Annotated in this window: 12 protein-coding genes; 4 read left to right on the top strand and 8 right to left on the bottom strand. The window is 70.3% G+C overall.

Annotation, left to right across the window (positions count from 1 at the left end):
* Positions 1–146: 146 nt before the first annotated feature.
* The 5 genes from H2Q94_RS18990 to H2Q94_RS18970 all read right to left on the bottom strand — a co-directional run bounded on the left by H2Q94_RS18990 (position 147) and on the right by H2Q94_RS18970 (position 6667).
* A complete protein-coding gene (locus H2Q94_RS18990) occupies positions 147–863 on the bottom strand; it encodes a TSUP family transporter (protein ID WP_243788542.1) in 717 nt (238 codons plus the stop codon).
* On the bottom strand, positions 860–1825 hold the full coding sequence (locus H2Q94_RS18985) for an ABC transporter ATP-binding protein (RefSeq protein WP_243788541.1): 966 nt from the start codon (positions 1823–1825) through the stop codon (positions 860–862). Before H2Q94_RS18985 ends, H2Q94_RS18990 begins: the two co-directional genes overlap by 4 nt.
* Positions 1818–3869 carry a dipeptide/oligopeptide/nickel ABC transporter permease/ATP-binding protein gene (locus H2Q94_RS18980; protein ID WP_243788540.1) on the bottom strand — a complete coding sequence of 684 codons (2052 nt, stop codon included), beginning with the start codon at positions 3867–3869 and terminating at the stop codon, positions 1818–1820. Before H2Q94_RS18980 ends, H2Q94_RS18985 begins: the two co-directional genes overlap by 8 nt.
* A gap of 259 nt (positions 3870–4128) precedes the next feature.
* Positions 4129–5058: an ABC transporter permease gene (locus H2Q94_RS18975; protein WP_243788539.1), complete on the bottom strand. Its 930-nt coding sequence runs from the start codon at positions 5056–5058 to the stop codon at positions 4129–4131.
* Between the two features lies 1 nt (position 5059).
* Entirely contained in the window at positions 5060–6667 is a 1608-nt protein-coding gene (locus H2Q94_RS18970) for an ABC transporter substrate-binding protein (RefSeq protein ID WP_243788538.1), read from the bottom strand.
* A 518-nt stretch (positions 6668–7185) separates the two neighbouring features.
* Between H2Q94_RS18970 and H2Q94_RS18965 the strand changes: the two genes are divergently transcribed.
* The 4 genes from H2Q94_RS18965 (at position 7186) to gdhA (ending at position 11986) form a co-directional block, all read left to right on the top strand.
* Positions 7186–8148, top strand: coding sequence for a 2-hydroxyacid dehydrogenase (locus H2Q94_RS18965; protein WP_243788537.1), 963 nt, complete (start codon positions 7186–7188; stop codon positions 8146–8148).
* Positions 8149–8409: 261 nt separating this feature from the next.
* A complete protein-coding gene (locus tag H2Q94_RS18960; RefSeq protein WP_243788536.1) occupies positions 8410–8805 on the top strand; it encodes a hypothetical protein in 396 nt (131 codons plus the stop codon).
* Positions 8802–10226 carry a sodium:solute symporter family protein gene (locus H2Q94_RS18955; RefSeq protein WP_243788535.1) on the top strand — a complete coding sequence of 475 codons (1425 nt, stop codon included), beginning with the start codon at positions 8802–8804 and terminating at the stop codon, positions 10224–10226. The genes H2Q94_RS18960 and H2Q94_RS18955 overlap by 4 nt, the downstream gene beginning before the upstream one ends.
* Before the next feature lie 419 nt (positions 10227–10645).
* Entirely contained in the window at positions 10646–11986 is a 1341-nt protein-coding gene (gene gdhA, locus H2Q94_RS18950) for an NADP-specific glutamate dehydrogenase (RefSeq protein ID WP_243795794.1), read from the top strand.
* Between the two features lie 198 nt (positions 11987–12184).
* Here the strand turns inward: gdhA and H2Q94_RS18945 are convergent, their stop codons facing one another.
* Genes H2Q94_RS18945 through H2Q94_RS18935 form a run of 3 tightly spaced genes read right to left on the bottom strand, consistent with a single transcriptional unit; the run spans position 12185 to position 14914 of the window.
* Positions 12185–12976: an ABC transporter ATP-binding protein gene (locus tag H2Q94_RS18945; RefSeq protein WP_243788534.1), complete on the bottom strand. Its 792-nt coding sequence runs from the start codon at positions 12974–12976 to the stop codon at positions 12185–12187.
* A complete protein-coding gene (locus tag H2Q94_RS18940) occupies positions 12966–14021 on the bottom strand; it encodes a taurine ABC transporter substrate-binding protein (protein ID WP_243788533.1) in 1056 nt (351 codons plus the stop codon). The genes H2Q94_RS18945 and H2Q94_RS18940 overlap by 11 nt, the downstream gene beginning before the upstream one ends.
* A gap of 32 nt (positions 14022–14053) precedes the next feature.
* Positions 14054–14914: an ABC transporter permease gene (locus H2Q94_RS18935; protein ID WP_243788532.1), complete on the bottom strand. Its 861-nt coding sequence runs from the start codon at positions 14912–14914 to the stop codon at positions 14054–14056.
* Positions 14915–15203: the final 289 nt, after the last annotated feature.

The raw sequence follows: 15203 nt of genomic DNA, 5'->3' as shown, positions 1-15203 counted from the left end.
GATAGCCGAAGCGTTGAGCAGGATCCGTCGCTTTTCGAGCCGCCGCGGCTCGAACGCGGCCGGTTCGCGCCAGAGCCGAACGCGTACGGATCGCGGAGATCCGGAGCGATTCCCTCCGGACGTCCGGAGGAGTTCGGCGCAGGCGCTTACGTGAACTGCTGTGCGGTGAGGATGGCGGCGCCCACCAGCGACAGGAACATCGCGAGGTTCTTCGTGCGGGCCAGGTCGAGGCGAGCGGCGAGCGGGCGGGCCAGCAGCACACCGGCCGCCGCGGCCGGGGCGAGCAGCAGCGCGTAGTGCAGGCTCTCGGCGGTCACCGCGCCCGCGAAGCACAGTCCGGCGAAGGTCATGAGCGAACCGAGCAGGAAGTACGCGCTCATCGTGCTGCGCAGCCGCGGCCCGGCGAAGCGCTGCCACACCATCGCCATCGGCGGACCGCCGATACCGGTGGTCGTCGCCATCAGGCCGGACGTCAGGCCCGCCACCGTCACGGCGCGGCGGGTCGGGTGCGGGGTGAAACCCCACCAGGACGCGAGCACGCCGAGCGCGACCACCGCCGCCACGCACAGCGCGAGCGCGCGAGCGGGCAGCGTCGCCACCAGGATCGCCCCGGTCGCCACGCCGGGGACGCGGCCCAGCAGCGCCCACGCGGTGCCGCGCACGTCGAGGTGTTCGCGCTCCAGCAGCACCACCGCCGCGGTCACCGCGGCCGCGAGCAGCACGATCACCGCGGGCAGCAGTTCCGGGGCGAGCAGCGCGAGGACGGGAGCCCCGAGCATCCCCAGCCCGAATCCGATCGTGACCTGCAACAGCGCGCCGACGAGCACCACGACGCACAGCGCCGCGAACACTCCGCCGCTCATGCGGGCGTCAGCGGGAAGTGACAGCGGCCTTCGTGCTGCTCTGACTGCGCGCGGCTCACCACGGCGGGTGCTTCGGCCGCGCAGCGGTCGGTGGCGTGGTGGCAGCGGGTGCGGAACCGGCAGCCCGAAGGCGGATTCAGCGGGGACGGGATCTCGCCGCCGAGCAGGATGCGCTCGGATCCCGGAGTCGGTCGGAGTTTCGGTGCGGCGGACATCAGCGCGGCAGTGTACGGGTGCAGCGGGCGGTCGAATACGTCCGTGGTCCGGCCCTGCTCGATGATCTTGCCGAGGTACATCACCGACACCCGGTCGGCGACGTGGCGCACCACCGACAGGTCGTGCGAGATGAACACGTACGACACCCCGAGCCGCTGCTGCAACTCCGCCAGCAGGTTCAGCACTTGCGCCTGCACCGACAGGTCCAGCGCGGACACCGGCTCGTCGCACACGATCAGGTCCGGTCCGAGCGCCAGTGCGCGGGCGATGCCGAGGCGTTGCCGCTGGCCGCCGGAGAACTCGTTCGGATAGCGGTGGGCGTCCCCGGCGCGCAGCCCCACCAGGTCCAGCAACTCCCGGATCCGGGCATCCTTCGAAGCGGGGGCGGCGTCGCGGTGCGTGCGCCACGGTTCGCCGATGATGTCGGCGGCCGTCATGCGCGAGTTCAGCGAGGCGAACGGGTCCTGGAACACCATCTGCACCCGCCGTCGCCACGCCAGCAACTCCTTGCCGCGCAACGAGAACGGGTCCGTACCGGCGAAGCGCACCGTGCCCTCGTCGGGGCGTTCCAGCATCAGCAGCAGCCGGGCCAGCGTCGACTTGCCGCAGCCCGACTCGCCGACGAGCCCGAGCGTCTCACCTCGCTCCAGCCGCAGGTCGATGCCGTCGAGCGCGGTGAGCCTGGCACCCCGCGCCACTCGGAACGTCTTGCGCAGCCCGGAAACCTCCAGCAGTGGCTCAGGCATGGGTGAGCTCCTCGGTGAAGTGGCAGGCGGCGGCGCGGGAGTCGCCGGTGGGGGTGAGGGCGGGACGCTGCTCGGTGCAGCGGTCGCGGGCCAGCGGGCAGCGGGCTTGGAACGCGCATCCGGTGGGGATGGCGCTGAGTTCGGGCGGGCTGCCGGGCACCGCCGGTAACGGCTCGCCCTTTTCGGCGTGTTCGGGAACGGAGTCGAGCAGGCCCTTGGTGTACGGGTGGCGCGGGTTCGCGAAGACCTCGGCGACGGGGCCGGTCTCCACCACGGTGCCCGCGTACATGATCGCCACGTCGTCGGCGTGCTCGGCGACCACGGCCAGGTCGTGCGTGATGAGCACCAGTGCCATGTCCTGGCGCACCTGGAGATCCCGCAGCAGCCGCATGATCTGCGCCTGCACCGTCACGTCCAGCGCGGTCGTCGGTTCGTCCGCCAGCAGCACGTCCGGTTCGAGCGCCACGGCCATCGCGATGAGCAGTCGTTGCCGCATCCCGCCGGAGAACTGGTGCGGGTAGGACCGCGCGCGGGCACGTGGTTCGGGGATGCCGACGATCTCCATCAGCTCCACGGCCTTCTCCCGCGCTTCGCGGCGGGACAGGCCCCGGTGGATCCGGAACGGTTCGGCGAGCTGCCTGCCCACCGGCTGCACCGGGTTGAGCGCGGTGAGCGCGTCCTGGAACACGATGGACAGCGCCGGTCCGGCGAGCTTGCGGCGGGCGGTGGCGTCGAGCCGGAGCACGTCGGTACCGGAGACCCGCACCGCACCGTCCGCGACCTGCGCGATCGGGTCGAGCAGACCGACGACGGCCTGCGCGGTCATCGACTTGCCGCAGCCGGACTCACCGAGCAACGCCAACGTTCGTCCCTTGTGGACGGAGAAACCGACGTGGTCGACGGCGCGCACCGTCGCGTGCGGGGTGCGAAGGTCGACGGTGAGATTTTCAACGGCCAGCGCCGGTTCCGGAGCCTGATTCGCAGTCGCCGACGTCCGCTGGGTTTCCGGCCGCGCGCCTGCTGCGCTCTCCCGCGTAGCGTCGGAGTCCGCGGGGAGGGCCTCAACGTCCGGCGGGCTCGTCGAAGTCGTTGTGGTGGAAGGCTTTTCGCCGTGTTCGGCGGGCGATCGCGACGAAGAGCGCTTCGTCTTCGGCAGTGTGAGCCGCCAGCGCTGCGCGGGGTCGGCCGCCAGCCGCACCCACGCGGCCAGCACCGTCGCCGACACCGTCGTCACCACGATCGCCAGCCCGGGCAATACCGCGATCCACCACGCCGTCTGCAGGTACTGGCGTCCTTGCGCCACCATCAGCCCCCAGCTCACCTCCGGTGGCTGGATGCCGATGCCGAGGAAGCTCAGCGAGGACTCGGTGAGCATCACGAAGCAGAAGTCCGTGGTGGCCACGGTCAGCAGCGTCGGCGTCGCGATCGGCAGGATGTGGCGGTAGATCGTCGGTCCGCTGCCGGTGCCGAAGGTGCGCGCGGCGTCCACGAACAGCCGGCTCTTGAGCTCGGCGGCCTCGGCGCGCGCGGTGCGCAAGTACACGGGGATGCGGGCCAGCGCGATGATGAGCACGATGTTCGCCGCGCTCGGCGCGAACACGTACAGCACCACCACCGCCAGCAGCAGCGACGGGAAGCTCAGGATCACGTCGGCGACGCGGATCGCCACGTTCTCCCGCCTGCCGCCGTGGAATCCCGCCCACATGCCGACGGCGGAGCCCACCAGCAGCGAGCACAGCACCGCGGGAACGGCGATGGACAGCGTGGTGCCCGCGGCCTCGACGAGCCGCGCGAGGACGCTGCGCCCCAGCACGTCGGTGCCCAGCAGACCGGTCGCGCCGTGGTCGAACGACGGAGCCAACAGGGAGGCACGCAGGTCCTGGCGCACGGCGGCGCCACCGAGCAGCAGCGGCCCGAACACGGCTGTGACCAGCACGATCCCGAGGATCACGGCTGCCACCGCGGCCATCCGATCCTTGCCCAGCAGCGCCCACCAGCGCGGTGGGCGCCGGGATGCGCTCGCCGGGAGTTGCGCAGTCGTCATCGTCGTTTCCTCCGACTCGGCAGTGCCGTGGCCGCCACTTGGGCGTCTGAGCAGGATGATCCGGCTCGTTGTCTTGTCGCGGCGGAGCCGCTGAGCAGTGACCGGCTCGAGCAGGACGACCACCGGCGGGTTCTCGGCGGATTCCTTGCGAGGGCGGCGATTTCGCCGTGCAGGGGCCTGCGTGACGAATCGATCCTGCGGCGCGGAAGCCGCTGAGGTTCCGCTACCCGGACACCTGCGCAGGTCATTTCGGACCCCCTCAGGCCGGGGCGGTCTGGCGCACGCGCGGATCCAGCAGCGCGTAGCAGACGTCGATGAGGATGTTCAGCGCGAAGATCGTCACGGCGGTCAGCAGCACGGCCGCCTGCAGCACGGCGAAGTCGCGCTGCAGGATCGAGTCGATCATCAACTTGCCGATGCCGGGCCAGCCGAAGATGGTCTCCACCACGACGGCGCCGTTGATCAGCCCGATCGTCAGGTCGCCCGCGACGGTCAGCGCGGGCACCGTCGCGTTGCGCAACGCGTGCCCGAAAACCACCCGCTTCTCGCTCGCTCCCTTGCTGCGCGCCAGCTTCACATAGGGCGCGGACAGCGCCGCCACCATCGCGCCGCGCACCACCTGCACCAGCACGCCGAACGGCCGGATCAGCAGCGTCGCGATGGGCAGCACCCACACTTCGGCGCCACCGTCGACACCGGAGGTCGGCAGCAGCGCCAGGCTCACCCCGAACACCAGCACGCCCATGATCGCGAACCAGAAGTCCGGGATGCTGGCGGCGGTCATCGACAGGAAGCTCGCCGTCCGGTCGGCGGGCGAGTTCGGCCGGTATGCGGCGAGGCTGCCGATCAGCACCGCCCCCGCGATCGCGATGAGCATGGTGACGGCGGCGAGCTGCAAGGTGGCGGGGAACGCGGCGAGCACCATTTCGCCGGCGGTCTGCCCGGTGCGCAGGGATTCGCCGAAGTCCAGCCGCAGCGCGCCCAGCACGTAGTCCCACAGCTGCACCAGGATCGGCTGGTCGAAGCCGTGCTCGGCGGCGAACTCGGCGCGCTGCTCGGCGGTGGCGCTCAACGGCAGGTACAGGTCCACGGGGCTGCCGGTGAGCCGGGCCAGGCAGAACACGCCCAGCACCACCACCAACAGCGGGATCGCGCTGGAGCCGATGCGTTTGCGCAGGAAGGTCGTCATGTCAGCGGACCTGCCCGTCGGCCGGGGTGACGGCGGCGAGCCGAAGTTCGTCACCGGTGGCGGAATTCGGTTCGTAGCGCACGGTTTTCGCGATGCCCAGCAGGCCGCGCATGTGCGCGAGGTAGGCGTATTGCGCGACCGCGTCCCGCTCGGCGGCGAAGATCGCGGCGAACGCGTCCTGGCGCGCCCGGCCGGACAGGCCGTCGGCGCGGGCGGTGCGCCGGTCGAGCTCGGGGTCGCCGAAGTAGGACTGCGGCCCCTCGCTGAGCAGGTATTGACTGGTGGTGAACGCCGCGTCCCCGGCCTGGTTGCCGTGCATGATCAGCAGTGCCACCGGTCCGGCGTCCACCGGCATCGGCCGCAGCTGGTACTGGAGGTGTTCGGCGGTGTCGGCCATCTGGATCCGCACCCGCAAGCCGATCCGGTCCAGCTGGTACTGCAGTGCTTCGGCGGTTTCGGAAACCCTGGGGAACTGGGCGTTGCGGGCGATGAGCGTGATCTGCCGGTCCACCGGGACGCCGTCGGCGGCTGCTTCGGCGACCAGGCGGCGCGCGGTCTCCGGATCGGGTGGCGGCGCGATCATCGCCGGGTTGAAGCCGACGACGCCTTCGGGCACGAGTTGCGCGGCGGGCTGGGCGAGTCCGTCGAGCAGCGCGTCGGTGATGCCCTGCCGGTCGATGGCCAGGCCGATCGCCCTGCGCACCCGGATGTCGTCGAGCGGCGCCTCCCGCCCGTTGAGGCGCAGCGCGGTGGTCTCGTTGTTCGGGTAGGCCACGGAATCGTCCTGATCCGCGTCCTCCGGGTCGAGGCCGGCGGCGATGTCCGCCTCCCCCTTCGTGATCATCGCGGCGCGCACGCTCGACTCGCCGCGCCACACGTAGCGCACGGCGGGGAACGCGGGCCGGTCTCCCCAGTAGTCATCGTTGCGGTGCAAGGAGATGGAGACTCCGGTCTGCCAGTCGGCGATCGAGTAGGGGCCGGTGCCGACGGGTTCGCGCACCTTCGCCTCGGTGCTGGTGCCGCGCGGCACGATCTCCACGAAGCTCAGCCGCAGCGGCAGGATCGGGTCCGGTTCGGCGGTGGTGACGGTGAGGCGGTTCGCGTCGTCGGCCCGCACGCTGAGCTCTCGGCCTTCGAAGACGTAACCGTCCACGTTGCACGCGAGGTCGGAGTTCACGGCGCGGTCGATGGAGAACGCCGCATCCTCGGCGGTGAACGGCCGCCCGTCGTGGAACCGCACTCCGGAGCGGGTGTCGAACGTCCACGTGGTGGGGGAGGTCCGGCGCCAGCCGGTCGACAGCAGCGGCCGCAGCTCGCCGGAGGACGGGTCGCGTTCGATCAGCGGTTCGCTGATGTTGGAGCGCACCACAACACCCGTGGAGGTCAGCGAGGATTCGCACGGTTCGAGCGTCGGCGGTTCCTGCGTGAGCACGATGCGCAGCGTGGAGCCGTCGGCGGCGCCCGCGTCTCCGGTGGAGTCGCTGTTGGCCACCGCGCAGCCCGACAGCGTCGCCGCGGCGGTGGTGAGCACGACGGCGTGGCGCAGGAACTTCCGGAGGGGGCCGTGCCTGGGGCGGGGTCGTGATCCGGCGGGTACGGAAGACATCATCGTCTCTCCGGGTCCTCTGGTCGTTCGCTCCCGGCGGCACGTTCACGGCCGGTTCGAACACACCAGGCTGTCTATAGACGTGCAAGCGGTCTGCATGTGTAGACGGAACTTAGGCCGGGCGAACGTGACCGTCAATACACCTGTCGCGCTCCTCCGAGGCTGAGTCCGGGAGGCGGCAACAAGATCCCGGGCTCCTTTCAGGGCGCGGGGCGCGCAGGGTCCGGCAGCGCATCCGGGCCGGTATCAGCGGTGGTCGCGCGCGGTTCGCCGGGAACCGGCGCCGTGCGGGCGCCGGTGCCCGTGCGGGCTCAGGAGGCTCGGCCCCGAGGCTCGCTGCAGGGCATCGCGAGCTCGGGACGAAGTCAGAAAAGGTATCGGCGGATGCCGGATCGGTGTTAGATCCGGCATCACCGCCGACCTACGCTCCGAGCAGCCGTCCACCTCCCGGCGAAGCGCGCGGCCGGAGCTGTCCGGACACCCGCCGAGCCCGAACGCCGGGCAGCACTAGGAGTTCCCGCATGCCTCAGTCCGCCCCGCACGGCACCGTCCTGCAGGTCTGCCCGCTGCTGCCGTCGCTGGAGGAGTCGCTGGCCGCGCACCACGACGTGGTCCGGCTCGCCGAGCAGTCCGACCCGGCCCGCTACCTCGCCGAACACGGCCCCGAAGTGGTGGCCGCGGTGACCAGCGCCCGCATCGGCGTGAGCCGCGAACTCATGGACGCGCTGCCGGAACTCGGTGCGATCGTCCACTTCGGAGTCGGCTACGAGACGACCGACGTGGCGCGCGCCCGCGCCCGCGGCATCGACGTGAGCAACACGCCCGACGTGCTCACCGACTGCGTCGCGGACCTCGCGGTGGGCGGGCTCATCGACGTGCTGCGCAACCTCGCCGCCGCCGACCGCTACGTGCGCGCGGGCAAGTGGGTGCCGAACGGATTCGGCTTGCGCACCAAGGTCAGCGGCAAACGCGTCGGCATCCTCGGGCTGGGCCGCATCGGACGGGCCATCGCGCGCCGTCTGGAGGGTTTCGACGCGGACATCAGCTACCACTCGCGGCGTCCCGTCGAGGGTGTCGACTACCGCTACGCCGCTTCGGCGCGCGAACTCGCCGAGGGCGCCGACGTGTTGGTGGTCGCGACCTCCGGCGGCGCCGAGACGCGGAACCTGGTCTCGGCCGAGGTGCTCGACGCGCTGGGGCCGCGCGGACATCTCGTGAACATCGCCCGTGGCAGCGTCGTCGACGAACCGGCCCTGGTCTCGGCGCTGGTGGACGGCCGCATCGCGGGCGCCGCGCTGGACGTCTTCGTCGACGAGCCGAACGTGCCCGCGCCGCTGCTCGAACTGGACAACGTGCTGCTGCTCCCGCACATCGCCAGCGCCACCCGCGAAACGCGCCAGGCGATGGGCGACCTCACCTTCCGCAACCTCGACCATTTCCTGACCGAAGGCACCCTCGTGACCCCGGTGCCACCGGTGAGCTGAGGAGACGGTCACCCGCCGGATCCGTCAGGTGAATGTCGCGTTCGACCGGTGGAGTGGGCGAAGGAGGCATTGACCTGATCGCCCGACAGGAATGTGCGAAGGCGACGTTCACCGGGTCCGGGAGTGCGCGGCGTTACTCGAGTGCGCCCGGGCAGGCCGTTGCCTCCGGGGGCCGGGGTTCTTAGCGTGTCCTGCGCATGGTGTGCCGCTCGACCCGTGGCGATCGCGGGCGGGAACGGCTCACCTGTCTAGGAGGCGGACGTGCACGAACACGGTGGAGTCGGGCCGGCGCCCGCGAGCAGGCCGGACCCGGGGGCGAGGTCGTCGATGCGGGCGTTCCACGTAGTGCTGCTGTTACCGGTCGTCGCGTTGCTCGGGACTCCGTTCTTCCCGTTCGTCAACAGCGCGACCCCGTGGTTCGGGCTGCCTTCGGTGGTGGTGTGGGTGTGCGCGTGGTGCGTGCTCACCAGCCTGCTGCTGGCGTGGGTGCTGCGTCGGGAGGAGCGCGCCGGGCTGATCGGCGACGACGATCCGGGCGAAGCCGAAGCGGCGGGCGGCGAAGGCTCGGACGCTGATCCCCTCGACTCGCAGCCCGATCCCGCTCGGCCGGCCGTGGACGGCGCCGGCGACTCCGCGGGACCGGAGGGCCGGGCATGATCGCGATCGCGTTGATCGGCCTGGTGCTGATCGCCGTCGTCGGCCTGCTCGGCAGGCGCGGCGGCGGCTTCGACCTGGCGGCGTGGACCGTCGGCGGCCGTCGTTTCGGTGCGGTGGCCACGTTCTTCCTGCAGGCCGGGGAGATCTTCACGACGTTCACGTTCCTCGGCATGTCCGGGATGGTGCTCGGCGGCGGCGTCGCCGCGATGTACATGCCGTCGTACCTGGTGCTCGGCTACGTGGGGATGTTCCTGGTGGGGCCGCTGGTGTGGCGGCTCGGCAAGCGCCACGGCTACCGGACGAACTCGGACTTCCTGCGGCACCGCTTCGGCAGTCCGCTGCTGGGCGGGTTGACCGCGGTACTGGCGATCGTGTTCTTCATGCCCGTCATCCAGGTGCAGCTGGTGGGGCTGGGCACGATCGTGTCGTTCATGACCGGCGACGAGTCGGCGGGGACGGTGAGCATCGTGGTGGCGATGCTGCTGATCCTGCTGTTCGTGCTGTGGTCGGGCCTGCACGGCGTGGCGGCGACGTCCTACTTGAAGGACGTGCTGATGGTGGTGGCGCTCGTCGTCATCGCCGGGGGCGTGCTGCTGGCGCGGCAGCCGGAGGGCGGGCTGTTCACCGCCGTCTTCCAGGGAGCGCGGGAGCTGCTCACGATCCAGCCGTCCGGTAGCTACGGAACGGCCTGGTACGTGACGAGCATCTTGGTGAGTGCGGCCGGGTTCGGCTGCATGACGTTGCCGTCGAGCTGGCCCGCGGTGCTGTCGGGGAGGTCGTCGAAGGCGGTGGCGTCCAACCACGTGTTCCTGCCGCTGTACACGATGGCCGTCGCGATTCCCGTCATGGTGGGCTTTTACGCCGTCGCGGACGCCACGGCGAGTGCCGGGGACGAGAACGCCGCGCTGCTGAGCCTGGCGCAGCGCACGTTGCCGATGTGGCTGCTGGCGGTCGTGCTCATCGGTGGCGCCGCTTGTGCGATGGTGCCCGCCGCGGGCGGTCTGATCTGCGTGGCGACGCTGGTGTCGAGCAACCTGGTACCGGGCGGCGTGTCCGAGCAGGCCAGGCTGCGGGCGAGCCGGATCACGGCGGCGGTGGTGTCGGTGCTGGTGCTGGCGTTGACGTTGGGGCGGCCCGACCTGATGGCGGACCTGTACCTGCTCACCTACAGCGGCATGATCCAGCTGGCGCCCGCGAACCTGCTGGCGCTTCGCGAGCCCGTTCGGGTGCGGTCGTCGGCGGTGCTGGCGGGCTTGGTCGCGGGCGAGTGCGTGGTGCTGGCCGCGGCGTCGTTCGGCGTGAGCCCGTTCGGCGTCAACTCGGGGCTGACCGGGCTGGCGGTGAACCTGCTCGTGCTCGGCTCCGTCGTCGCGGTGCAACGGCGTACTCCGGGGCGGCGGGAGGAGCCGGTCGCGGTGTGAACCGTCGCGGTCGTGTCACGCGCAGTGGTGGTCCGGCCGCAGCGGGTCGTGGACTTGCCCGCCTGCTCGTCGCGCGGTAAGGCTGTGATCAGAGCCACTGGTGGGCAAGGCCACGAACGCCCGAGACGGTCGAAACGGTCGCGTCTCGCCGAGTCAGGTGGGCGCATATCGCCGTAACCAGCGGGAAATGCACAGGAAACGTGTTCTTGGGCGGATCGGTGCCGCCGAGTGCGATCGGTCGTCGGCTTCGCGATGCCGGTTCTGAGCCCATTCGCGGTGCTGACAGCCGGGATAGGGTCTCGGCGGCGGGTCGGGCCGCCCGAAACACGTTGGTAACAAGCAGGACTCATCAGGCATCACACCTGCCCCCCGCCGAGCCGAGTGACCGTGATGAGTTGAAGGAGCGAGCCGTGGCGAATCTGGACGAGAAGCTGCAGGACATCTACAACGAGGTGCTGCACCGAAACCCTGGTGAGGGCGAGTTCCACCAGGCGGTGCTCGAAGTCCTCGACAGCCTCCGCCCGGTCGTCGCGAAGCACCCGCAGTACGTTGATGCCGAGGTCATCCGCCGCCTGTGCGAGCCGGAACGGCAGATCATCTTCCGGGTGCCGTGGGTGGACGACAAGGGCACCGTGCAGATCAACCGCGGGTTCCGGGTCGAGTTCAATTCGGCGCTCGGGCCGTACAAGGGCGGTCTGCGGTTCCACCCCAGCGTTTACCTCGGCATCGTCAAGTTCCTCGGCTTCGAGCAGATCTTCAAGAACTCGCTGACCGGGATGCCGATCGGCGGCGGCAAGGGCGGTTCGGACTTCGACCCGAAGGGTCGCTCCGACGGCGAGATCATGCGGTTCTGTCAGTCCTTCATGACCGAGCTGTACCGGCACCTGGGGGAGTACACCGACGTTCCCGCGGGCGACACGGGCGTCGGTGGCCGCGAGATCGGTTACCTGTTCGGCCAGTACAAGCGGATCACCAACCGCTACGAGTCCGGGGTGCTCACCGGGAAGGGCCTGACCTGGGGCGGTTCGCAGGTGCGTCCGGAGGCCACCGGGTACGGCACGGTGTTCTTCGTCGACGAGATCCTGAAGACCTCCGGAGATTCCTTCGAGGGCAAGAAGGTCATCGTCTCCGGTTCCGGCAACGTCGCGCAGTTCGCGATCGAGAAGGTGCACCAGCTGGGCGGCACCGTCGTGTCCTGCTCGGACTCCAGCGGCTACGTCGTCGACGAGAAGGGCATCGACGTCGCACTGCTGCAGGAGATCAAGGAGGTGCGGCGCGACCGCATCGACGAGTACGCCAAGGCGCGCGGGTCCGCGGTGCGGTTCGTGGCGGGGAGCACGGCATGGGAGGTGCCGTGCGACATCGCGCTGCCCTGCGCCACCCAGAACGAGCTCGACGCCGACGACGCCGCCCAACTGGTCCGCAACGGCTGCAAGATCGTCGCCGAGGGCGCCAACATGCCCACCACGCCGGACGGCATCAAGTACCTCAACGAGGCCGGGGTGAAGTTCGCGCCGGGCAAGGCGGCCAACGCCGGCGGGGTGGCCACCAGCGCGCTGGAGATGCAGCAGAACGCCTCGCGCGACGCGTGGAAGTTCGAGCACACCGAGCAGCGCCTGGAAGAGATCATGCGCGGCATCCACCAGCGCTGCCTGGAGACCGCCGACGAGTACGACACTCCCGGCAACTACATCGCGGGCGCCAACATCGCCGGTTTCATCAAGGTCGCCGACGCGATGCTGGCACTGGGCGTCGTCTGATCAGAACCCCGCCGAGGTGAATTCCCCCTTCGCCCGATCTTCAAAGGAGGCATTCACTTCACGGAGCTCGTGGAGTGAATGCCTCCTTTGACCGGTCCTGCCGGTCAGAGGGGCAATTCACCTCACTGGGTTTGTGGAGTGAACGCCTCCGTTGGCCGGTGCTGCCGGGGAAGGAGGCGCTCACCTCTTCGGGCGGACTCAGGCCGGGGTGCGGAGAGTGTCGCGGACCGCGGTGGAGACGTCGCCGCGCAGGCGGGCGAACTCGGCGGAGGCGCGCAGGTCGTCAGCGGAGACGCCGCTGCGCGGGAGCGGGACCGGCAGGTCCAGGGTGACCTGGCCGGGCCGGTTGCTGAGCACGATCACCCTGGTGGCGAGGAAGACCGCTTCGTCCACGCTGTGCGTCACGAACACGGCGCCCTGCTCGGCCCCGTCGGTGAGCGACCGCAGGTCCTCCTGGAGGCGTTCGCGGGTGAGCGCGTCGAGCGCGGCGAACGGTTCGTCCAGCAGCAGCAGGCTCGGCCGCCCGGCCAGCGCGCGGGCGATGGCGACGCGCTGCTGCTGGCCACCGGAGATCTCCCAGACGTGCCGCCCGCCGACCTCGGCGAGCCCGACGCGTTCGAGCAGCTCGGCCCGCCGCACCGCCCGCTGCGCGCGGGGCACCCCGGCCCAGCGCAGCGCGGCGTTCAGATTGCCGTTCACGGTGTGCCACGGGAACAACCGCGGCTGCTGGAAGACCACGCCCACGTCGTCACCGGGGACGGGGGCGCGGCCGTCGAGCGAGACGGTGCCGCTGCTGGGCCGTTCGAAGCCGGACACCAACCGCAGCAGGGTGCTCTTGCCGGAGCCCGACGGCCCCACGATCACCACGAACTCGCCGCGTTCGATGCGCAGGTCCAGCGGCCCGAGCGCGGTGACGGCGCTGGTTCCGCGCCCGTAGCCGCGCACCGCGTCGGTGATCTCCAGCAGCGGGTGGTCCTGATCAGTGGGCATGGGCGGGCTCCGGGATGCGCAGGGCTTGCTGGAAGGTGGCCAGGTCGGGCAGGGCGTCGATCTTCTTCTGCGCCAACAGGAATTCGGCGGTGTCGCGCAGCCGCTCGGCGAGCTTGCCCGGTGCCTCGGGCGTGCCGAAGTACTCGGGGGAGCGCTGCTGCTCCAGGTCGAGGTAGATGTTCTGCTCGAGCTGGCTCAGGGCGTCGTCGACGCTGCTGCCGATCTGCTTGCTGACCGCTTGCGCGACGACGGTCGGGTCGGTGCCGATCTGCTTGATCGCCGCGTCGGTCGCCTCCAGCCATGCCGCGGCGATCTGCGGGCTGCGGTTGAGGAATTCGCTTCCTGCGACGGCGAAGGTGAGCGTCGGCTTGCCCGTTTCGGCGAGCTGCGCGCTGTCGATGAGGGTCGTTCCGGTCTTCTGCAACCCGGTCAGCGTCGGCGTCCACAGGTAGGCGCCGTCGATGTCGCCGCGTTCCCAGGCGGCCTGGATGTTCTGCGGTTCCAGATCGACGATGTTGACGGCGCCGGGGTCGACGCCGTGCTGCTGCAACGCGGCCAGCAGGCTGTAGTGCGAGGTGGAGCTGAACGGCGCGGCGATCTTGCGTCCCACCAGGTCGGGGATCGCCTTGATGCCCCGATCCGGGCGCACCACGAGGGCTTCGCTGCTGCCGATGACGTTGAGCAGCTGGATCACCTGGTACGGCACCGCCAGCGGCGGGCTGATGGCCTGCGCGGCGGGGCTGCTGCCGATCACGGCGAGATCCAGCGCGCCGCCGAGGAACGCGGTGTTGATGCCGGCGCCGGAGTCGAACGCGGTCCACTCGAATTCGTGGTCGGGGAACCGGTTCTCCAACGTGCGCTGCTCCTTGACGAGCAGCGTGCTGTCGGCGAAGTTCTGGTAGGCGATCCGGACGGTCTTCGCCTTCTCCTCATCGGTCTCCCCGCCGACTCCGCAGGCGGCGAGCGCGGGAACGGCGGCGGCCGCGCCGAACAGGCTGAACACGGACCGTCGGCTGAGCGGGCGCCGGGCGGCGGAAAAGTGCACTGGGGTTCCTCTCGGAAGTCGTGGCGGGCCGGTCAGATCCGGCTGCGCCACGGGGACAGGGATTGCCGCACCGCGACGATCAGCAGGTCGATGATCAGCCCGGTGATCCCGATGACGAACAGGCCGAGGATCACCGTGGCGGTTTGGTTGTAGCGCTGGGCGTTGAGCACCATGCCGCCGAGTCCGTCGGCGCCGTTGACGGTTTCCGCGGCCACCACCGAGCCGTAGGCGATGCCGACGGCGAGCCGGATTCCGGTGAGGATCTCCGGTACCGAGGCGGGCAGGATCACCGAGGCGATGACGTGCCACCGGTTCGCGCCGAGCGCTTGCGCGGCCTCCACGTACTGTCTGCTGACGCCGGTGACGGCGGCGGCGGTGGCGACGGCGACCGGCGGGAACGCGGCCACCATCAGCAGGTACACCTTCGGTTCCTCGTCGATGCCGAACCAGATGACCAGCAGGCTCAGGTAGGCCAGCGGCGGCAGCGCCCGGATGAACGTGACCAGCGGCTCCAGCATCACCCGCACGGCGGGGATGAGTCCCATCGCCAGACCGAGGCCGATGCCGATCAGCACGCCGTAGCCGACGCCGTAGGAGAGTCGTCGCAGGCTCACCGCCAGTCGTTCCACCAGCGTGTATCCGGCGTAGCCGTCCTGGCCGTTGTTCGGGTCGCTGGTGGACAGCAGCTGCGCCCACACCTGCGCGGGCGCGGGCACGATCTGCTCCGGCCAGATCCGCAGCACGGCCACGAGCTGCCAGATCAAGATCAGCAGCACGACGGAGCCGAGCGCGAGCAACGGCCCGCTGAGAGCGCGCAGCGATCGGAGCGGCCGGCTCGCGGTGCCTCCGGTGCTTCCGGAGATCTGCCGTGGTCTTTCATCCTGCTTCAGCACGGCGTGCAACGTAAGAGTCGTACGAGCGATCGGCAACGCGTTCCGTCATTCGGGATCGGACGTCCGATCGACGACCCGTCCTAAGTGGATTCCCTTGGTGATGGAGCCCGCGGCCCCTGTGTTCTCGCGCGCTCGGTATTCGCAGATCACGTGACCTGGCGCCGACGAGATCTCCGCAGGCTCCGGCCCGCAGCACAGATCGGCCGCGCCGACAAGATCCACCGCGAGAATTCCAGATCGTGGCACGGTTTCCGCCGCCACCGGTGATCGGTGCATCGTTGCCGCATCT

The organism is Saccharopolyspora gloriosae (assembly GCF_022828475.1).
Lineage (GTDB): Bacteria > Actinomycetota > Actinomycetes > Mycobacteriales > Pseudonocardiaceae > Saccharopolyspora_C > Saccharopolyspora_C gloriosae_A.
Note: the sequence above shows the minus strand (reverse complement) of the source record. Positions and strands in the feature narration are given on the sequence as shown.